Source organism: Lacticaseibacillus casei DSM 20011 = JCM 1134 = ATCC 393 (genome assembly GCF_000829055.1).
Lineage (GTDB): Bacteria > Bacillota > Bacilli > Lactobacillales > Lactobacillaceae > Lacticaseibacillus > Lacticaseibacillus casei.
Genome location: NZ_AP012544.1, coordinates 1099806 through 1119821, shown reverse-complemented (window position 1 = coordinate 1119821; position 20016 = coordinate 1099806). Strand labels below are relative to the sequence as shown.

The window sequence follows — 20016 nt, the reverse complement described above, 5'->3', positions numbered from 1 at the left end:
ATGAATCTCGAATGGACCAGCTATATTTGGCTGGTCTATTTGCCGTATATCATGGCTCAATATGTTCCGACAAAATCGGTCACTGACTGGATTTGGCTCGGCTTGGGCGTGGTGTTTCTGGTCGTCTACATTCTGGTCAACGAAATCGACCGGTGGCTACCCGTCACGATTCCGCTGGAGCTGGCGATCACCGGTTTATTTGCCATCTTCGCTTTCAATGATTACATGATTATTTATCCCGGTTGGCAAGTGTCCTTTATTTTAGCTAGGTACCCACGAAAATATTTTCACTGGTTCGCCACAGCTTTTTACCTCATTATTCTCGTGGGTCTATGGCGCGCCAATCTGATCCATCCGGGTACTTTAAACATCTCAAATGGTAACTTGCTCAATCTTGTTTTCCCGCTTGTCTCCCCAATCTTTGCCTATACTGCCTCACGCTCCATTATCCGCCAACGCCAACTTCGGCAAACAAATCGGCGTCTGCAGGCCATCGTTCGTCGTGGTGAACGCGAACGGATTGCGCGCGACTTGCACGACACCCTCGGCCAAAGCTTTTCGATGATGACCCTTAAGGCTGAGCTCGCCAAAAAACTACTGGACAAGGCACCTGAGCGCGTCGGACCGGAACTGGACGACATTGCCCAAACCAGTCGTCACGATTTGCAACTGGTCCGCTCAATCGTCAATGACCTGCACCAACAGTCGCTAAGTGAGATGATGTTAACGCAAGGAAAAAAACCTTGCGGAAGCCAATGTTGTTTTGCTGACAGACGGCGAAAATGACGCCACTGAATGGCCAACCAAGGTGCAGATTCACCTAAGTCCGGTCATTTCCGAAGCCATTACGAATGTGATACGCCAAGCGCCTATATCGTCAACATTCAAGATGACGGCCGATCCAAAAATTACGTCCGCGCGGGTTCAAACGGCATTAGCGGCATGCAGCAACGGATGGCGGAAGTTAACGGCACCTTTGCGATCATCCACAATCGGCAAGGTACTCTGGTCACACTTACATTACCAAAGGAGTGGCAGCAACTATCTTGATTACGTTATATCTCGCTGAAGATCAAAGCATGTTAAACTCGGCACTCACCCAGCTATTGGACTTAGAAGAGGATTTGCATGTGCTGGGAAGTGCTGGAGATGGTGCAAAGGCATGGGAAGACATCCAGCAACTCAAGCCTGATGTTGCCATTTTGGACATTGAGATGCCAAAACTAACCGGCCTTGATGTCGCCGATAAAATTCATGAAAGTGACTTGCCAATGAAAGTCATTATTTTGACCACCTTTGCGCAAAAGGCCTATTTCGAGCGCGCCGTTGCGGCTAAAGTGAATGGTTATCTTTTAAAGGATAACCCGAGCGACGACTTAATCGCCGTAATTCGTAAAGTGATGACTGGGCAAACAATTTACGCGCCAGAGTTGGTGACAAATATGGTCACGGCTGAAAGCAATCCTCTCACTGACCGCGAACTGGCAGTTTTGGCGGAGGTTGCTAGTGGGTTGTCATCTAAACAAATCGCTGCGTCCTTGTTTTTATCTGAAGGGACGGTGCGTAATTATCTATCGGCCATTTTTAGCAAGCTTGGGGTGCATAATCGGATTGAGGCGGTGGAGATGGCGAAGCGGAATAAGTGGTTGGCTTAGGGTTGCTGTCATCGCAACAAATGTTGAAGATGCGGACAGGTATTATGGTATATTATTAGACAAGAAGGAGAGAGTTGCAGCTGCAAAAGTCCAAGTGTGAATGTAAGGTACACATGAGCTTGGAAGTACATTCATACTCCTTCTGGTAAATTTATGTTGCGGTCGCAGTCCTCGTGACTGTGCGAATTGAAATATCTCAACTGTTTTGGTGGGAATACTTTGAATCTCATCGCAGTCCACGTGACTGCAAAGACTAAACCGTGCAATTAAATAGACTCACCATAGTCGGCGTCTCCTTGAGCTCAGACTGGGGTGAGTCTATTTAATTTAAATTATGCACTTATACATCTAGCAAGAAGTCCCTGAGCTTAACGATACAAACTACATTTAATTCTGAACATTTTGAAACCCGAAAACGCTGAAGTTTAACACTGAGATTATGTCGGTAACTTTCTCAAAGCTTTTTGACCATTACCAAACAAGGATTCCAGGAATCCCATAATTTCGGAAATACCTCCAACCGCTCAAAGCCAACTGACTCATAAAAACGAATGGTTTGATCATACTCTGGGTAATGCCCTTCATCGACTGTCTTTACCTGAAGATAGTGAGCATGATTTTTCGCATAACTTTCTAATTCCCGTTCAAGCCGAGTTCCTATCCCTTGATGATGAAATTGCTTTTTGATGCCCATACAGTTGATTTCTCCACTTGCGACGCTAGTTTGAAGATAGTCGATGAAGCCAATCGCATGCCCATGATAGTAGGCAGCCCACAAAGGTAACTTTGCGGCCTCTGTTACATACAACTTGGTTGATTCGGGTAACCCAAACCACTCAGGCAAATCGGCTAAAACGTCACGCACAATGTCCCGTTTTCTCTCCGAAACGTCTACATGAGCAATTACAATTTTCTCCTTTGCGGACAACTATTTTCCTTCTCTCAGCTAACATTCAAGTGTTTGACAAAAAACACTTCCGAAGCACCAATCTCTGAATAAATCAGCTTGCCAAATTGTTTAAACCCCAGTGACTGACAAAATTCAGGTGCTTGATAGGACATCGTATCCAAGTGCACCGTGGGACATCCAAAAGTTTGCAGAGCCTTTAGTAGCGTATTAACAAGTTGGGTTCCAATGCCTTGTGTCTATGCGCTTCAGCCACCAACAAGGTTTCAATAAAACCAATTTTATACATCGTACTATATCCAAAAACACCACCAATGCACTGCCCATCTTCTTCAGCCAAAAAGGTAACAGCTAGTTCGTCTTACATTAACGGCTTCTCGATTAAATTGTAAGCCCCAAATTGATCGTCAACAACCGCTATTATTTGATCATTCGCCTTCTCAACAGTTAGAAAAAATGAATAAAAATAAACTTATACTACAAATGTCATAGGCAACCAGCAACTTTCAAGAAACCCATTTGTTCGATCTTATCCATCCGTAACTCTATGCGGCCGCCCTTCAACTCGAAACACCTCTTGCACACTAGGCCGCTCACGCATTGATTCGTCAAATGCCTGTAACTTCTGCAACCCATCAAACGAAAAACCAAGCCGTCGCATCCAGTTAGTCATGACAAAAAGATACGGGTCCGCCATCGTAAACCTATTACCCATCAACCAAGGTCCTTGAAGTCGTGTTTCAACGTACTGCAATCGCGGTGCCACCCGTTGCCACACCAACTTTTTTGAATCCGCGGTATTCGGCAGCCAATTACCACGGCGAAATAGCGATATAAAATTTTTGTGCAGCTCCGTTGCAATATAATTTAACCACATGCGTTCCCGCCAGTAAGCCATACTGTCCTCTGAACTTCGATAATCACCCTTAGCTTTTGAGGCTATATACTCCAATATCACAGCGCATTCAGTTAGATATGTTGTCGCCGAAATCTGCAACGTTGGTACATATGACTTGGGATTGATCTGATTATAATCACCGCCTCGCCAAGTTTTGCGATCCAGGTTGACCTTTTCCGCCTCAAAATCCATACCGGCATCTGTCAACAAAATATGCGGCGCCATCGCACTGGTGCCTGATGCGTAAAATAACCTAAGCATATTGTGCATCTCCCTTTATTCGATGAATGTCGAACTAATAGACAAAAAATTAAAGCGTCGTCAAAAAGCCTGGTAAGAACCGTTCAAAAACTGTCTCATTGATCGATAAATACTTGGTCTGGGCTACTTGCCGCGTATGGGTCAATCCAGCCAATCGCATTGCACGAAAATGATACGAGACCGTTGATTTACTTAAATTAAGCTGTGCACTAACCTCCGAGCACGTCAGCTCTCGTCCCGCGTGGTAAAGTATCCGCAAAATCTCAATACGATGTGGTTCGCCAAGGACTTTAAAAATATTTGCCATTGTTTGATCTCTTTGTTCGATGTCCATGGAACTAGCTTATTTCTTCTGACTACTGATGACAACCCCATTCACAGAAAAAAGGCAAAGCCTCAGTCACTCACGGCCACCAAGTCTTTGCCAATTTTTAGCTGATAAAATCCATAGCTTTAGTCAATCGCACGCCAATTTCATCATTCCCCATAGACTTCCTTTGCCAGAGCAAACGCAGACCAAGCTTTTGGCCACCCTGCATAAAAAGCTAAATGAGTAATTTCAGCAACCACTTCTTTCTTGGTGATGCCATGCTCCTTGCCCATCCGCAGATGTGCCTTTAGTTGCGGAGAATCGCCGCTAGTCATGAGGCACGCAATCGTAATGAGACTACGATCGCGCACAGATAGTTCATCTTCTTTTGACCAGACTTCGCCGAACAACACGTCATCATTAAGGGCCGCAAACTGTGGTGCAAATTCACCCAATTGTTTTCGTCCTGCTGTTTGTTTTGCCATGCTATTTTACCTCCCGTAGCTGTGCATAAGCTTGATCAGAGACTGGTTCTAACCATTCGCTGGTCCCCTTGGTAATTGCCACATGACTAAACCAACTATCTTTAGTCGCCCCATGCCAGTGTTTGACGCCTTCGTGTATCGTGAAGACATCGCCTGGACGTAATAAGCGTGCAGGTTCACCGGCCGCTTGGTACCAACCTTCACCACTCGTAACTAATAAGATTTGAAAGCCATTGTGATGAATATGCCAGTTATTCCGGCATCCGAGTTCAAAAGTCACATTGGACACGTGCACGTCAACGCCATCGAACGCATTTGCTAAACTTTTCAGATAACTTTTTCCAGTAAAATATTGTTGATACGCGCTATTAACCGCACCTAATCCAAAAATGCCTGCTTGTTGATCTTTATCGTTCATTGCTTGTGCCTTCTTATGTTTTCTTCCATTATCGGTCAGACGTTTAAAAATGTATAATGCTTATATAACATGTTACGTTATGTGTTTTCTCTATATTTAAAATCAACATGCGTTCATCAACCGAAAAGACTAAATCTCAAACGAAACAATCTGTCCCGATTCATCTCGTCTGAGGTTTTGTTTCCATCCAGGCAGATCGTTTCATTAGGGGGCTTCTCAGTGGAATTAAGAACTTTGCGTTACCTCGTGGCCATTGCGGATGCGGGCACCATCACAGCCGCAGCCAATAAGATTCACATTTCTCAACCCGCCTTGTCCAGACAAATGCAAGAACTTGAAGCCGAGCTTGGCACCAAACTCTTTCAGCGCAAGCGCCGGGCGATCAGTCTAACGGCAAATGGTACCTATTTGGTCAATCGTGCGCGCCAGATTCTTAATCTTACAGAAACTGCAATTACCGATATCACGAATGAAAATATCATCGGTGGCAATTTGGCAATCGGTCTGGGCGAATCCCATCTCAACCGCACCGTCCTGCGCGCCGTTAAACAACTGTTAGTCGCATACTCAAGCGTCCAGCTACAACTTTATAGCGGTAATGCCGACGAAATTATGGAACGACTTGATCAAGGTTTGTTGGACTTTGGCGTTGTGATTGATCCAACTGACACTTACAAATATGCTTTTAGCAAAATTAACGGCGAAAATCTTTGGGGGTTACTTATACCAACTAATGATCCCTTGGCTAGTTTGCCTGGTATCTCCGCCCCTCAGATAAGCGGGAACCCACTCATTGTTTCAGAAAGACAATCGGTCGTAGAAATGTTGCAAAAATGGGCCGGTCATCATTTTTCCGAAAGCCAAATTGTCGCTCGTTACAATTTAATCTATAATGCTGGATTACTTGCAGAGGCGGGATTGGGTTACGTAGTGGGTATCAGTCGGCTCCTGAACCAAGAAGAAATGTCATTAAAGTTTGTGCCCTTTTCGCCTAAGCTTGCGACACAAATGGCGCTCATTTGGACAAAAAATACGCCACTATCAAAAGCAGCAGAGAAGTTTTTGACGTTTTTCCAGCAAGTAAATAACCAGACATCGTAACAATACTTTTCCATTTTTTAATCTGCCCAATATGTGAGACAAAAACCAGCATGTAGCCTGACCGAAAGTCCGGCACATGCTGGTTTATTCGTTTAGAACGCCTCTTAAACCACCCTACAATTCCTTCCGCCGCAAAATCAAAACCGACAACCCAATCATCACAATCAAAAAGCCAAAACTCACCGCAATATATAGCGGCAACGCGCTCATTTTCATACTGCCAACGCCGAGACTCTGCGAAACACCAAAGAAATTAAAATACTTGAGCCAGCCCCAATGTGCGATAAGATTGAGGACTTCGATGAGTATCGGGAAAAGCACCACGACAATCGTAACAATTGTCATCGAGCCGGTTGCGATCAACAAGAAAACGCCGAGACTGAAAACAACACTCAGAAAAAAGGTCGCTGCAACAATGCCTAGTCCCATTGTCTGCAAGATTGTTGACCAATCTCCGCCTAATGCTCTGCCTTTGATTAACCCACCGATAAGCACCATGCCAAAGTTAACCGTAACCAAAATCAACAGGTCCAACAACATCACCAAATATTTTGCCAATATGAATTGCAGTCGCGAGATTCCGGAAATCAACGTGTTTTTGTAAACTTTTTGTGTAAATTCGTACCCAAAGACAATCACGAAGACGCCAATAAAGAAGTACAACAATAGCGTCGCGGTCATATTGGCGGCTTTCAAACCAAACAACACCGTCCATGGCCGATCAGCAATTTGGGTAAAAACGCTGCTGCCAACAGACACCGTGACGCCACCAACACTTTTGGCTAGCACTGCCAATAAAGCATAAACGATTGTCACAGCCAGCATGATATACATGCCGACCGTATGTAGTTGCCGATAGAAGTCTGCGCGAATTTGATTAATCATAGTTGGCCTCCTGCTTTTCTGTCTGACCCAACAGTTGCATATAGAATTGTTCCAGCGAGCCAGTCTGATGACTGATGTCTTGAACCAAGACGCCATTTGTCACCAATAGTTGATTCACGCGGGCAGCATCAACATCCCCCTTGCACAACAACAGGTGATGATCGTCAAGCACGTCGAAAGGTTTATAACCGTTGTGGTCAAGTACCTGCGCGGCTAGAGGCGCTTGATCAACTGTTATGGTCAGGCCTGATTGATTCGCTTGATCCAATTCGGTCTTGCTCAGTTGCTTGATCATTCTGCCATGGTGAATAATGCCAAACTTTGTCGAAACCTGATAAAGCTCACTCAAAATGTGACTCGAAATCAGCATCGTTGTTTGCCGTTCTTCGTTTAACCGCTTGAGCAGAAGGCGAAATTCCATAATGCCGGATGGATCCAGTCCGTTAATCGGTTCATCCAAGATCAAAAAATCTGGGCGCGGCAAAATAGCCAATGCTAGTCCTAACCGTTGCCGCTGGCCTAATGAAAGGTGGCGTGCTTGTGTTCGCTGTTTTTCCTGAAGACCCACAAAATCAACGGTTTCAGCAATCACTTTTTGATCATCAATGCCGTGTTGAATGGCGCAGAGACGTAAGTTTTGTAAGACGGTCAATTTTTCAAACGCGGCTGGGCTTTCGATCACAGCACCAATGCGACTCAATGCGCGCTGGTAGTGCCCTGCATTTTCCCCTAATAACGTAATTGTCCCTGTTTGCATCGGCGAAAGTCCCGTAATAAGTCGCATGAGGGTTGTTTTCCCTGCCCCGTTTTCGCCGATCAAACCGAAAATATCGCCGCGTTCAACGGTAAAGTTGATGTGATCTAATGCCTGAAAATGGCCGAAATGTTTGCTAACCTGTTGAATCGTTAATATTGGTTCGCTCATGATTCTTAGCCTCCAAAATTTTAATTTGCTTTTATTCTACAATTCCAGACTACCGAGTCTTTCTTAATTACTAGCATAATCAATCCTTAATTAAACCTAAATTGTGGCATCCAGGCTTGTTAGTTTACACTGTCATTAGTAGGAGGTCGCGACATCATGGCTAAAATTTTAATTGTTGAAGACCACAAAGATATACAAGCGCTGTTACAAGATGTGCTGGCACCGACTTACGAGGTTGTCCAAGCCCTCGATGGGATTCAGGCTTTAACCCAATTTCACCAAACACACCCTGATCTTGTAATTCTCGATCTCATGTTACCGAATGTCACCGGCGAGAGTGTTCTGACCACAATCCGCAAAACTTCGCAAGTCCCGGTCCTTGTTTTGACCGCTATTCAGGATAAGCAGAAAACCGTGGCATTGCTCAAACAAGGAGCTAATGATTATCTAACCAAACCGTTTGACATCGACGAGTTGCTTGCGCGTGTTCAGGTTCAGCTACGTCAAAATAAACCCACCACCGCACAGGAAGATGATGCATTACAAGTTGGCGAAATTGTACTCGATCCAAAACGCCATGCAGTCACCGTCAATCATCAGCCATTGACATTACCTAAAAAAGAATACGCCATATTGGCACTCATGATGCGCGATCCTCATCAAGTGTTTGATAAACGTCAACTTTACGAACAGGTCTGGGGCGAACCTTTTTTAAATGCCGATAACACGCTTAACGTCCACATCAGCAATTTACGAACCAAAATCAACGATCTGGCTCAGAATCCGAAATACATCATTTCGATCTGGGGCATCGGTGTTCGACTCGTTTGACAAGGAGATTTTTTATGATGCTTGCAATCATTATCGTACTTAGTCTTATTTGTTTGCTGGTGACCAGTCTGTTTTTGCTTGTCATCATCGACCTGAGACGGATCAACCATGATTTAGACTATATCAATCATCACGAGACAAACGCCGGCGTGACCAGTAACACCAACCTTCCTTTGATCCGCGGACTGACTGCTGGGATTAATTGGAATCTCAATAAGATGCGCAAACTGCAGATCGAACAAATCGAGCAAGAACAAAAAATCCATCAGATGCTGATGGATTTGACCCACGATATCAAAACACCGCTCACGGTCGCTACTGGCTACGTTCAGCTGCTTGATCGCGAGCCCACAGCCGACGCCAAGCCCTTTCTAACTCGCATCGCCAATAATTTACGCTCGGTTAACTATTACCTGCACTATCTGATGGACTTCAATCTTATCCAGGAAAAAACGCGCACTTTAAATCGCAAGCCAATTGACGTTTCAACGTTGCTCAAAACAGAACTTTTCGATTATTACGATCAGCTCACTGCCAATGGTTTGCAGGTCAAGCCTGACGTTACCGATGGAATAACCCTTGTCACCGATGAGACCCTATTACGCCGAATTATCCAGAACTTAATCGGTAACTGGCTTAAATACGCTAAAAACCAAGCAAGCCTTTCCCTCACCCGCCAAGATGCCAACCATATCGTCATGATTTTTACAAACGATACGGCAGAGCCGGTTCGCCATGTTGAGCGGTTGGCCGACCGATTTTATACCACTGACACCGCACGAACCACTCAAAGTGTTGGATTAGGGCTGAGCATTGTTCAATCATTGACGACAACGCTTAGTGGCAAAATGGCCATTGATGCGTACGATCACACTTTCACTGTCAAACTGACATTTCGTGAAAGCACAAAATGACCGCACCAACTAGTGATTATTTTAAAAGTTCAGGCAATTTTCTGAGTCAATTCATTCTTCCCTCCCAAAAATAAAACGTTTGCTTTTTGTAAGTATCTTGTTATCCTAAAAGCAGTTTACGAAATGGAGGGGGCTCGCTTTGAAAACGCAACAAAAATGGCTCGTGATGATGACCGCTGAACTGACTCTGGTTCTGGCTGCATGCGGCCAGTCATCAGCTAAAACCAGTTCTAGTGCGAGCAAGCAGCAGGTCTGGCACCGAATGGAATCGGATGTTTTACAAACGCTCGACCCTAGCAAAGCATCCGAAGGCGTCTCTGGGCAAGCGATCATTGACACTATGAATGGCCTTTATAAGTATGAAGGACATGATTTACAACCGGCGATGGCAACGAAAATTGTCAAGCCAACCAATAATGGCCTAACCTATACGTTTAAACTGCGAAATGCAAAGTGGAGCGATGGCTCGCCGGTGACCGCTCAGGATTTTGTTTTCGCATGGCAGCGCACGGTTAACCCAGTCACGAAATCATCGCAGGCCAACATGTATTCCGGCATTCAAAACGCCGATGACATTCGCGCTGGAAAGAAACCTGCGTCAACGTTGGGCGTCAAGGCGCTTAACGACAAAACACTGGAAGTTACCTTGGAACATCCCATCCCATATTTCAATAGTCTATTGAACAACGTCGCCTTTTTCCCACAACCAGCAAAACAGGTTCAAAAATGGGGCGACAAGTACGGCAGTAAATCTGCCTACACACTCTCTAATGGCGCCTTTAAGTCAAAAGACTGGAGCGGGACCGGCGATAAATGGGTGGAAGTCAAGAATAACCAGTATTGGAATAAAAAGAACGTTCACCTGACGCAAATCGATGTTCAGGTTGTCAAAGACAGCAATACCGCGCTTGACCTTTATCATACCGGCAAACTGGATGACGCCACGTTAACCGGTCAGCTCGCTGCTCAGCAAAAAGGTAAAACTGGGTATGTTGCCAACAAGCGGGCGCGCACTTACTTTTTGGAGTTGAATGAAAATAAGGTGCCGGCTTTTAAGAACACTAAAATTCGCCAAGCAATTTCAATGGCGATCAACCGTGATTCTTTTGTCAAAAATGTGCTCGCTGACGGCTCGATCGTTGCCCGCGGTATTACGCCTGCCGACCTCAGCCAGTTGCCAAATAGCTCGACAGATTTCGCAACCGCCGTCGCTAAAGGCACTAAAGCTGTCACGTCTTACGACAAGAAAAAGGCCCAGACACTTTGGGAACAAGGGTTGAAGGAAACCGGCCTCAAGAGTGTCAGTGTTGAATTGCTCGGTGATGATGTTGATGCGGTTAAAGCTACACAAGAGTATCTTCAGGGAACGTTACAGGAAAATCTGCCGGGGCTTAAAATCAGTATCGCCAGTGTGCCGGCCAAAAATCGCCAACAACGCGCGTCAGACCGCAATTTTGATATGGTTCTGAGTACGTGGGGTGCCGATTATCCCGATCCCAACACGTATCTGGATCTTTTCACTAGCACGAGTGAGTACAACCACGGTCAATGGCAAAACAGCGACTATGATAAGCTCATGACCAAGGCCAACACAACTGATGCGAATGATCCGACAGCGCGATTCAAAGACATGATGCAAGCCGAACAACTGTTAGTCAATCAGGCCGGCGCCATTCCGCTTTATCAGCTCGTCGCGGCCCGGATGGTAAATCCGAAAATGCACGATCTCAAAACCAGTCCCGGGAACAGTTTTAACTTTGTCTATGCCTATTTGAAGTAAACCAAAAGCCGACTCCGATGCGCGAGCCGGCTTTTTAGTGTTTTCATTTGATCAATACACATTATTCGCATCAGTCACTGGCGGTTCGATAGGCACCATGGTTCGCTTGTGATGACGGTAGGTGGCGATTTCTTTGACGCCATGACGTTTGAGCATGGCCAACGCCTGCGCAAAGTTAGCCTCATAGTGCGGACCTTCGTGGGCATCGCTGCCGATTGTAAACAAATGCCCACCTGCCGCTTGATACCAAGTGATGGCCAGATCATACAAAGGCGCATTATGCCACTTGTACATGGATTTTGTGTTTAGTTCTAACGCCAAGTCATGATCCACGGCAATCGCAAAAATCTGATCGAGGGCCGCTTTTCCCCACGCTTCTAACTGCTCCGGGGTTAATTCAAACTGGCGCACGCCATAGTCAAAGTGAGCCAGCACGTCTGCATCATGAAAACGTTGAATACCCGTTAGCATCCGTGAAAAATAGTCCGTCAACACTTGCTTGGGTGGTAGTGTTGCGATTTGCGTGTCCAAATAATCATGTTTGCCATCATGATGGAAGCTCAACAACGTGAGGTCAAAGTCATGATGCGCCAAGTAGTCGCGCAGTCGCGGTTCGGCTGGGGCAAAATAGCCGGCCTCAATACCCAGCAGCAACTCATTATGATAATTCGTGGCAAGGGCTGCTTGAGTCCGTACCATCCCGGCATAATCCGGTAGATCATCGCGCCCGCCATCGTCAGGATTATCGAATTCCAGATGTTCGGTGGTCACAACCGGCGCCTTGGTTTGCGCCAGATAATCGCGCAATTGGGCTTCAGAGTCAAATGAGTATAAAGTGTGCATGTGTTGATCGTAAATCGCCACGATTAGTTTCCTCCTCAAAAAAGTCACACTGTGCAGACAATGACGCTCCGTTTGATTTAATGTCATCGCTTCATTAAGCATAGCATAAAAGTTTTGTGAAAACGGTACCTGCCGACAACCGACCGGTACGCCCGACAGAAGCAAAATTTTTTCGCTCAAATCTGCCAAAAAGTCGCTAACTTTGAGATGGAAAAAGGTCTCCAGTAACCGACCCCCAATTAGGCGAATTGCTGAAGACCATTTTTAATATCGTGATTGTCAAAACCAACGATCGATCAAGCAAATTTCGAGATCGGGTCGGCTGCATGTTTGGCTTGTAGAGCATCGAATTCTTTAGGCGACAATTTACCCAAATCAACCAACTTAGTTTCAATTTGATCAAGCACAGTTGCGCGATCAGCTGCGGAATGAATGAAATCGTAACGATCGCGATCCACCGTTATCATAGACGAGCGGGTGTAACCCTTGGCCCACTCTTGATAAGCGGTATTCACCCGCCGATAATAATCCACTAACTCCGGCTTTTGGCGAATATCTTCCATATCCCGACCGCGATTTTGAATCTCATCAAGCTCGTGGTCTGGATCGATTTTCAGATAAACTGCCAAATCCGGCAAACCGTTCCACGGACTACCGTTGACATTGCTCTGCATCTCCTGTGACAACGTGACATAAACATTGTAATCGACATCATCGATTTCACCATGCTTATGTAACTGTGATGCCATCACAAAGTCGGACTCAAGCGATGAATCCATAATGGCATTTTCTTGGGTAACGGCTTTTTTTAATTGCTGATAACGGAAGGTTAGAAAAGCAATCTGCAACATGGCGCCTGTGCGCTTGCGACTGTCCGCTCCGGCACCATAAAATTTCTGCAACATATTGGCAATCATGCCGTTGCCTTCAACATCTTCATAATACGCAGGGGCTTCCATATCTTTCGACAAAACTTTTGTCAATGAAGTCTTTCCTGCACCAATACTACCCAGAATGTAGATCACGAATCTCGCTCCTCAATTATCCGAATTAAAATGATCACAACAAATCAAAACATTACCACAACGGCCCTCAAAACACCACTTAAAGTGCCTTTAGACCAAGTTGCTTGCGCCCGCGATTGAACCATGGGCTGACCGTGAAAGCAAGAATATCATTGATGACGTAAATACTGGAATTAATGGCCATCGCCAGGCTGGCATCGCCTTGCGCGAACGTGACCGCCCACAAAATCAGCTGTGCAATGCCGCTGAATAACCACCAGAAGTATTGATTGTTGTAACGCAAGAAGCAAACAATGCCGCCTGTCAACGAAATCGCGAAGGCCATGCCATCGTAAATCGGGCGTGGATCATTGGTGTACTGGCCGATTAAGTAAGCACTGACAGCCCAAACAACCAGCGTAAAGCCAATCGAGAGCACCCACTTTTGCAAGTTGAAGGTCTTCAAATGATTCTTGGTATCGTCATTCCAGGTCCGCACACTGATCAACACTGGCAGATCAAGGGTGATGACATAGGCAACCTGTTCAAACATCGAAAGATAATTGCGGGCGGTGAACCCAACAAAAATAAAGCACGCGGCACTCAACAGACCTAGCCAGCCATTAACGGCTTTGGTCGCGTTGATGGCCAAGACACACAGAACGCCAAGTGTGGTGCCGATGAAGGTAATCACTGTTACTGCCGTTATTTTGGCATCCACCAGCGTCATGAGCTGACAGCCAAAAGCAAACCAAAACAAATAATAATTTTGTTGCGGCCATCCCTTTAACTGATGCAGCAACCAACTAAAATAATTCCCAGACGTTTGCACGAAACAAGACCCCTTTAAGCTTGAATTTCGTCGTATGATAACGAACGTCTTTATTATGCCGCAAGATTTATTGAAATGTAAGTCTTGCATATACAAGATGTTGGTGGTAATAGTCGCACCCACCACAACATATGCTACACAGATAAAACCGTTTTCATGTCCATTAAACCGGCTTTTCAGAAAATTGGACTATTTTTGTGATTTTATCGCGCCTGGAAAATATCCTGTTTCAAACTCCGGTAACCTGCCGCGATGCACGATAAAGCCGATTTAATAAGTCCTGATCATGCAATTCGGGGCGACTGTTCCAGCTCCATAGCCCCGGATAACCGCGCAGCCCGTGCCATGACGCCGGGGCATACACGACACCGCCTTGTGCATGGGCATCCGTTGCGGCGTAAAGCACTGGCAATGCTGCTCGTTGAGGCGACTGCCGCAGCCACGGCATGATGCGAAAACTCAGTGCTGCCAACCGCATTGGCCAAGCTGTTGTCCGTGACTGAATGGTTTTAAGACTGGTCGCCGCCAATCCCGGGCTCGAACCATTGACCATGACCGATTGTCCCGCCTCGTGGAACAGCTGATTGAGTTTCACCGCCATCATCGCCTGAGCTAGTTTGGAGTTGGCATAAAACGTCCATGGACGGTAATGGCGCCCATCAAATTGATCAAAGGTTAAATGCGGCCGACCCATGGCAATCGAAGCAACGTTCACCACCCGGGCATTTGGCGTTTTTTCTAACAACGAGCTTAGACGCAAAGTGAGCATAAACCCGGCGAAGTAATTAACCGCCCACATCAATTCAACACCATCACGTGTGACCGTGCGCTCAGCCGGCATCATGACACCGGCATTATTGATTAAAATATCCAGCCGCGGCAAAGTTGCCAGGAGCTCATCTGCCAACTGATTCACTGCGGTTTGATCACTCAGGTCAGCTGCGATGAAACAAATCAGTTGCCGTTGCGTTTGCTGTTTCAACGTTTCAACCGCTGCCTGCCCTTTAAGCCGATTTTTCCCAATAATGATCACAGTTGCGCCATGTCGCAGCAAGGACGCGCTCATGGCAAAGCCAACGCCGCTGGTGCCGCCAGTGACGACCGCATATCGGCCAGTAAGATCTGGCATGTCGCGTTCCGTCCAATGTCGTTTAGGCGCCTGCATCTGTGTCACCTCCGTTAGTGACGACCTTTTAAGCCCGTTTTCGCCGCTTCAACAGCATCCTTAAATCGCCTTGCGCATTCTGAAACTTAAGAAACTGCCGGCGGGTCTTTTCAACCATTCGATACCGTTTCGGGTTTTTTTTGTAAAAGTCCTGATGGTAATTTTCCGCTAACCAAAATGTCGCAGCTGGCTCAATAGCTGTCACGATCGGGCGCAAGTAACGACCCGAGGCTGCTAGCTTAGCCTTCGCTTCTTCGGCAATCCGGCGCTGGTCATCATTGCGCACGAAGATTACTGGGCGATAATGACCACCACGATCCTGAAACTGGCCCAAGGCATCAGTTGGATCCGTTAGTTGGAAGTAAAGATCGACAAGTTGTTGATACGACATTTTCCGTGTATCGAAAATAATTTCAACGGCTTCCACATGGCCGGTGGTGTCGCTAATCACTTGCTCATAAGTCGGGCGATCAACATGGCCGCCGGTATAGCCAGAAACAACCGATTCAACGCCTGGCGTATCGACAAACGGTTGCACCATGCACCAAAAACAGCCGCCCGCAAAGATTGCCCGATCCTGATAAGCAAGATCGCGCTGAAAATGCGCACTCACATCAGTTTCGCTTGCCGCTTCAGCATCCCCAGTTTGGGTTCGATAAAAATCGGCTAAATCCGGGGTTAGATTATCGCGGATCGCAAGCGGCCGCAAACTGGCTTTTAGCTGATCCCAACTTGCTCCGACTGTTTGCCCTGCTTCAACTTGCTGCTTTGCTCGCAACAACTGCTCTCGTTCAAAGGTTCTAGTCCCCGGTGCCAGCAATAAATTCGTTAACTTTGCAAGATAGACTTCCGGCGCCATCTTCATCGCACATCGCCTCCAGTGATTGATTCACCATCAGTATACGCGTACTGCTTATTTTTAGATAGTGCACAATCTTTTTTAAATCCGGATCATCGGGATTCGATCGGAAATAAAAAAAGCCTGCTTACATGCACAGGCAGACTGCGGTTCTGAAATTCCGTCATTGTGACCACGCTTCTTGTAACCCCTGATCCCGAAACGTCGTGTTATCCACCCAGTCCACTTTGAAGCGACCGTTTTGGTACGTCACCTTGCTGACGCTGGCATTTGTGAGTTCGGTGCGATTGGGTAAGTCCGCGCCATGTGCCAGCAGCCACAACAAACTGGCAGTCCCGTGACTGACGACCAAAATGCTCGTCTCATGAGCGGCTTCTGCTGCGGCGACAATCCGGCGCAATGCCAAATCATAGCGGGAAACAATTTGTTGGGTGTTTTCTGCCTGATTGGTCACATCCGCGGCATGAAACCTGTCAGGAATTGTCTCAAGTGGCACCTTGCCACTTGTCACGAGTTGATGGTAATCCGGGACGCCAAAAACTTCTTCTGAAACATCTTTGAGTTCGCGACCTTCAAAAATACCGTCATTTTCCTCACGTAAACCGCTATTGGTTTCAATTGGCTGTTTTTCGTCCATCCCCAAAAGAATCTGTTGCGCCGTTTCTTGAGCGCGAATGAGATCACTGGAGACAACCCGATCAAACTTCAAGCCACTTGCCTTTAAGCCCAAACCCAGAGCAAATGCCTGTTTACGACCATGGGCATCCAAGCGCGAATTAGTCACACCTTGAATCAACTGGCGCACATTGCCTGCAGTTTCACCATGTCGGACTAAGTATAAATTAATCACAGTCTGCTCCCTTTCAAAACGTGCCATTCACCAACATCAACAATGAATCATAACTGTCCTTGCCCGAATGTTTCATTCGGTTATCCTCAACAATCATGCTTTGCCAAAGATTTTCTTCTTCAGCCGCAAGCCCGTTGGTGTTGTCGCCAAGCCACCTTCACCGGTTTCCCGCAACGTAGCGGGCAACTGCATCCCCACGCGATTCACGGCTTCGATCACTTCATCGGCCGGAATCACACTGATACACCCGGCAAGCGCCATATCAGCTGAAATCATGGCCTGACTGGCACCCAGCGCATTACGTTTCACACATGGCACTTCCACCAAGCCGGCAACCGGATCGCACACCAACCCCATCATATTTTGCAAGGTGATCGCAACGGCCGTAGCCGCCTGTTCTGCCGTGCCGCCGTTAGCCGTCACCAACGCCGCCGCGGCCATCGCACTAGCCGAACCGACTTCTTCCTGACAGCCGCCTTCCGCACCGGCAATTCCAGCGTTATTGGCAATCACCAAGCCAAACGCACCGGCTGTGAAAAGAAAATCCAGCTGCTGGTCATGGCTCAAATGCAGCCGATCGCGCATCGCTAGTAAGACCCCGGCCAAAACACCCGCCGAGCCAGCAGTCGGTGTCGCGCAAATAAGTCCCATTTTGGCATTGACTTCATTCACCGCAATCGCATTGCGCACTGCTTCCATAATCGGCTGGCCGCTCATAAATTGCTGGTCAGTAATATAGGTGTTCAGTTTCTTCGCCTCGCCACCGGTCAGACCAGTGACACTTTTAACGCCAGCGATGCCTTCCTTCACCGATCGCTCCATGACTTCAAGGTTTCGACTCATCAAATGGCGGATCTGCTCTTCGGTTCGCGTCGAATTTTCAACTTCCGTGTGCACCATCAGCGCCACAACAGAAGGAAAAGCATGACTTTGCTCAACAAGCTCTTTGACGGTATAAAACATTTTCCGCTCCTTTACCAGGCAATTCGTGACGACATTTTAAATGCGATTCACTCGAAATAAGTCACATTGCGCATGTGCGGCAGCAACTTCAACTTTGCCAGAATATCAGCTTGATAATCATCAGCCTCAATAATCATAATTGCCTGCTTACCTTTAGCCGTTCGCGTGACCGTCATGGTGCCGATATTAATCCCTGCATTCGAAAAAATGCCAGTCACTTTCGCAATCATCCCCGGAACATCATCGTGAATGGTGATATAAGTCGGCTGGCCCATACTCAACGAAATCTTGAAGCCATTGATTTCCGTGATCTGAATGTTACCGCCGCCAATCGAAACGCCGGTCACCGCCAGTCGATGATCGCCAACTTGCAAGACGATATGGGCCGTGTTAGGATGATCAACCTTATCGCTTTTCGGCACAAAACTGACTTTGATGCCTTGATCGTATGCCAATTTCAAGGATTCGGGCAGTCGCGGATCATCAGGCGCCATCCCCAGTAGTCCAGCGACCAGTGCCACATCTGTTCCGTGACCACGATAGGTTTTGGCAAATGATTCATACAGATAAATCGTAATGACTTCCGGTTTTTCGCCAAAAATATCACGCACGACTTTGCCGATACGTGCCGCCCCGGCAGTATGGGAACTGCTCGGCCCGACCATGACGGGACCGATAATATCAAAGACACTGTGAAACCGAATATCTGGCATGGCTTTCTCCTTATTTGCGGGTGTCACCAGTCGCTCAACGCAGACTGACGTTTAAAAACAACGTGAGTTTCTATTCAATGTGATTTTACCACCCTGAACTTCGGTATGCTTGGTTTTAAGAGCTTTCGTTCTATTTCTTCTCTGCGGCTAATTGACAGCTAGTTCATCACTTTTCCGTCTGATAAGCCGCCACGTTTCGCACAAGCTGATCTAATATCGGTGCCAGGTCGGCGACACACCCCTGAATCTCTGCCCACAAGACATCCGGGGTTGTCCAAATAGGATCACCGGCTAAATACACCTGTCCGATGAGAAACTCGGCATTTTTGATCGTATCAAACCGCGTGATTTTCTGCTTCAAGGCGGGTAGGTTTAACGTAACCGTAGCCTTGTTAGTATGGTCATCGGCCATCAACCACTGCCCGGAGAGCTTTTCGATCATCGGCTCCACGCCAGCCAACAGCTGCGGTACCGTTTTACTTTCACGCAAACAGGCGAGCCATAAAAACAGGCGATCATCCCAAAAGCCCAATTCAAGGTGCGGCAACATTTTATAGCCGCGCCGACTCGGGGAAAAGGCAACCCATGTGTTAGGCGGCGGATTCTTATGGCGGCGCTGATGTTTCGCGATATGGGTAAAAATCGGGTGATTGGCCGCCTGCAACAAAGGCACAATTGTCTTGGCGGCCTCGGCAAACTTTGGATCTAGCCGCGCGCGAATTAAGGCCATCCGCGCCTCTAGTGTTGGCGCTGCAAAAGCCTCGAAATCTGCTTGGGTAAACACCGGCCTCTCATCCCTTTCTTTACAAAAGATCATGTTACAATGAGACACATGAAGTGGCGGTGATTAGTGACTAGATCATCACTGCTTCACAGATAACTCAATTGAAGGAGGACGCATCAATCATGTCAGACGATAACATGCAGGAACATCTGAATAGTGCACTTTACGGTCCCCCGCAGACCAACCCCGATGAGCGGCGGCGGTTTATGGGTTCATTACGCGAAAGAGTTGCCTTGCGCGTTTCCAACCAGGAATTGGCTGACCCTAAACGCCAGCAACAAGTAGCCCCGCTGCTAAAAGATTTCCATGACGACGGCTACAAGGCTTTATTAAACGGTAAACTTGACAACGCCGTCACGGGTCCATACATGAAAATGCTCACCGACGCCAACATTCCGTTTACGCTGGTAGCAAATGAAACCGCCCAAACCGATGACAAGGCTGCTGGCCTGCTGATTGTTTCAGACAAAGCCATCAACCAAAGCACGATCGACCTGCCACCACTGGATCAAGATCAAGACAAAACCCAACCCAAGAAACGCGGCTTCGATTTGTTCAAGCATCTGTAAGCAAGCTATCACTGGCATGGTTCGCATCAATAAAAAATATAAAAGCAAGTACTCCCAGAAACGC

23 protein-coding genes and 1 pseudogene are annotated in these 20016 nt (G+C 46.9%); 7 read left to right on the top strand and 17 right to left on the bottom strand.

Annotation, left to right across the window (positions count from 1 at the left end):
• Together LBCZ_RS05695 and LBCZ_RS05690 are read left to right on the top strand one after the other, a co-directional pair.
• A pseudogene (locus LBCZ_RS05695) lies at nucleotides 1–1050 on the top strand (sensor histidine kinase).
• Nucleotides 1047–1655, top strand: a complete 609-nt coding sequence (locus LBCZ_RS05690; RefSeq protein ID WP_025012597.1) for a response regulator transcription factor — start codon at nucleotides 1047–1049, stop codon at nucleotides 1653–1655. Before LBCZ_RS05695 ends, LBCZ_RS05690 begins: the two are co-directional and overlap by 4 nt.
• 454 nt (nucleotides 1656–2109) lie before the next feature.
• Here the strand turns inward: LBCZ_RS05690 and LBCZ_RS05685 are convergent, their stop codons facing one another.
• The 6 genes from LBCZ_RS05685 to LBCZ_RS05660 form a co-directional block, all read right to left on the bottom strand.
• Nucleotides 2110–2583: a GNAT family N-acetyltransferase gene (locus LBCZ_RS05685; protein ID WP_032958456.1), complete on the bottom strand. Its 474-nt coding sequence runs from the start codon at nucleotides 2581–2583 to the stop codon at nucleotides 2110–2112.
• 14 nt (nucleotides 2584–2597) lie between these two features.
• Nucleotides 2598–2756 (bottom strand): hypothetical protein, encoded by a 159-nt coding sequence (locus tag LBCZ_RS16610; protein ID WP_324187560.1) that lies wholly within the window; start codon nucleotides 2754–2756, stop codon nucleotides 2598–2600.
• Between the two features lie 335 nt (nucleotides 2757–3091).
• Nucleotides 3092–3721 (bottom strand): glutathione S-transferase family protein, encoded by a 630-nt coding sequence (locus LBCZ_RS05675; RefSeq protein ID WP_025012599.1) that lies wholly within the window; start codon nucleotides 3719–3721, stop codon nucleotides 3092–3094.
• Between the two features lie 49 nt (nucleotides 3722–3770).
• The gene (locus LBCZ_RS05670) at nucleotides 3771–4055 is read right to left on the bottom strand and encodes an ArsR/SmtB family transcription factor (protein WP_025012600.1); all 285 of its coding nucleotides are present in this window, start codon (nucleotides 4053–4055) and stop codon (nucleotides 3771–3773) included.
• A gap of 143 nt (nucleotides 4056–4198) precedes the next feature.
• Nucleotides 4199–4516: a carboxymuconolactone decarboxylase family protein gene (locus tag LBCZ_RS05665; protein WP_025012601.1), complete on the bottom strand. Its 318-nt coding sequence runs from the start codon at nucleotides 4514–4516 to the stop codon at nucleotides 4199–4201.
• 1 nt (nucleotide 4517) lies between these two features.
• On the bottom strand, nucleotides 4518–4934 hold the full coding sequence (locus LBCZ_RS05660) for a cupin domain-containing protein (RefSeq protein ID WP_025012602.1): 417 nt from the start codon (nucleotides 4932–4934) through the stop codon (nucleotides 4518–4520).
• A gap of 219 nt (nucleotides 4935–5153) precedes the next feature.
• On the opposite strand from LBCZ_RS05660, the gene LBCZ_RS05655 reads away from it, so the two are divergent.
• Nucleotides 5154–6035 (top strand): LysR family transcriptional regulator, encoded by an 882-nt coding sequence (locus tag LBCZ_RS05655; protein WP_039638927.1) that lies wholly within the window; start codon nucleotides 5154–5156, stop codon nucleotides 6033–6035.
• Between the two features lie 114 nt (nucleotides 6036–6149).
• Here the strand turns inward: LBCZ_RS05655 and LBCZ_RS05650 are convergent, their stop codons facing one another.
• Complete coding sequence (locus LBCZ_RS05650; RefSeq protein WP_025012603.1) at nucleotides 6150–6920, bottom strand: ABC transporter permease; 771 nt, start codon at nucleotides 6918–6920, stop codon at nucleotides 6150–6152.
• Nucleotides 6913–7845, bottom strand: coding sequence for an ABC transporter ATP-binding protein (locus LBCZ_RS05645; RefSeq protein WP_039638925.1), 933 nt, complete (start codon nucleotides 7843–7845; stop codon nucleotides 6913–6915). The genes LBCZ_RS05650 and LBCZ_RS05645 overlap by 8 nt, the downstream gene beginning before the upstream one ends.
• A 156-nt stretch (nucleotides 7846–8001) precedes the next feature.
• Between LBCZ_RS05645 and LBCZ_RS05640 the strand changes: the two genes are divergently transcribed.
• From LBCZ_RS05640 to LBCZ_RS05630, 3 genes are all read left to right on the top strand, one after another.
• Entirely contained in the window at nucleotides 8002–8676 is a 675-nt protein-coding gene (locus LBCZ_RS05640; RefSeq protein ID WP_025012604.1) for a response regulator transcription factor, read from the top strand.
• 17 nt (nucleotides 8677–8693) lie between these two features.
• The gene (locus LBCZ_RS05635; RefSeq protein ID WP_025012605.1) at nucleotides 8694–9590 is read left to right on the top strand and encodes a sensor histidine kinase; all 897 of its coding nucleotides are present in this window, start codon (nucleotides 8694–8696) and stop codon (nucleotides 9588–9590) included.
• Between the two features lie 139 nt (nucleotides 9591–9729).
• Entirely contained in the window at nucleotides 9730–11370 is a 1641-nt protein-coding gene (locus tag LBCZ_RS05630) for a peptide ABC transporter substrate-binding protein (RefSeq protein WP_025012606.1), read from the top strand.
• Between the two features lie 51 nt (nucleotides 11371–11421).
• Here LBCZ_RS05630 and LBCZ_RS05625 read toward each other — a convergent pair whose 3' ends face one another.
• The 9 genes from LBCZ_RS05625 to LBCZ_RS05585 form a co-directional block, all read right to left on the bottom strand.
• Nucleotides 11422–12234, bottom strand: coding sequence for a PHP domain-containing protein (locus LBCZ_RS05625; protein WP_025012607.1), 813 nt, complete (start codon nucleotides 12232–12234; stop codon nucleotides 11422–11424).
• A gap of 275 nt (nucleotides 12235–12509) precedes the next feature.
• Entirely contained in the window at nucleotides 12510–13238 is a 729-nt protein-coding gene (locus tag LBCZ_RS05620; RefSeq protein ID WP_025012608.1) for a deoxynucleoside kinase, read from the bottom strand.
• 79 nt (nucleotides 13239–13317) lie between these two features.
• Nucleotides 13318–14049, bottom strand: coding sequence for a nicotinamide riboside transporter PnuC (gene pnuC, locus LBCZ_RS05615; protein ID WP_010488807.1), 732 nt, complete (start codon nucleotides 14047–14049; stop codon nucleotides 13318–13320).
• Between the two features lie 229 nt (nucleotides 14050–14278).
• The gene (locus LBCZ_RS05610) at nucleotides 14279–15214 is read right to left on the bottom strand and encodes an SDR family NAD(P)-dependent oxidoreductase (protein ID WP_025012609.1); all 936 of its coding nucleotides are present in this window, start codon (nucleotides 15212–15214) and stop codon (nucleotides 14279–14281) included.
• A gap of 28 nt (nucleotides 15215–15242) precedes the next feature.
• On the bottom strand, nucleotides 15243–16073 hold the full coding sequence (gene msrA / locus LBCZ_RS05605) for a peptide-methionine (S)-S-oxide reductase MsrA (protein ID WP_025012610.1): 831 nt from the start codon (nucleotides 16071–16073) through the stop codon (nucleotides 15243–15245).
• A 163-nt stretch (nucleotides 16074–16236) separates the two neighbouring features.
• A complete protein-coding gene (locus tag LBCZ_RS05600; protein WP_025012611.1) occupies nucleotides 16237–16923 on the bottom strand; it encodes a histidine phosphatase family protein in 687 nt (228 codons plus the stop codon).
• A gap of 93 nt (nucleotides 16924–17016) precedes the next feature.
• Nucleotides 17017–17886: an L-serine ammonia-lyase, iron-sulfur-dependent, subunit alpha gene (gene sdaAA, locus LBCZ_RS05595; RefSeq protein ID WP_025012612.1), complete on the bottom strand. Its 870-nt coding sequence runs from the start codon at nucleotides 17884–17886 to the stop codon at nucleotides 17017–17019.
• 47 nt (nucleotides 17887–17933) lie between these two features.
• Nucleotides 17934–18599: an L-serine ammonia-lyase, iron-sulfur-dependent subunit beta gene (sdaAB, locus tag LBCZ_RS05590; RefSeq protein ID WP_025012613.1), complete on the bottom strand. Its 666-nt coding sequence runs from the start codon at nucleotides 18597–18599 to the stop codon at nucleotides 17934–17936.
• Between the two features lie 166 nt (nucleotides 18600–18765).
• Nucleotides 18766–19416 carry a DUF1054 family protein gene (locus LBCZ_RS05585; protein ID WP_070098474.1) on the bottom strand — a complete coding sequence of 217 codons (651 nt, stop codon included), beginning with the start codon at nucleotides 19414–19416 and terminating at the stop codon, nucleotides 18766–18768.
• 89 nt (nucleotides 19417–19505) lie between these two features.
• Between LBCZ_RS05585 and LBCZ_RS05580 the strand changes: the two genes are divergently transcribed.
• Nucleotides 19506–19952, top strand: coding sequence for a YueI family protein (locus tag LBCZ_RS05580; protein WP_025012615.1), 447 nt, complete (start codon nucleotides 19506–19508; stop codon nucleotides 19950–19952).
• Nucleotides 19953–20016: the final 64 nt, after the last annotated feature.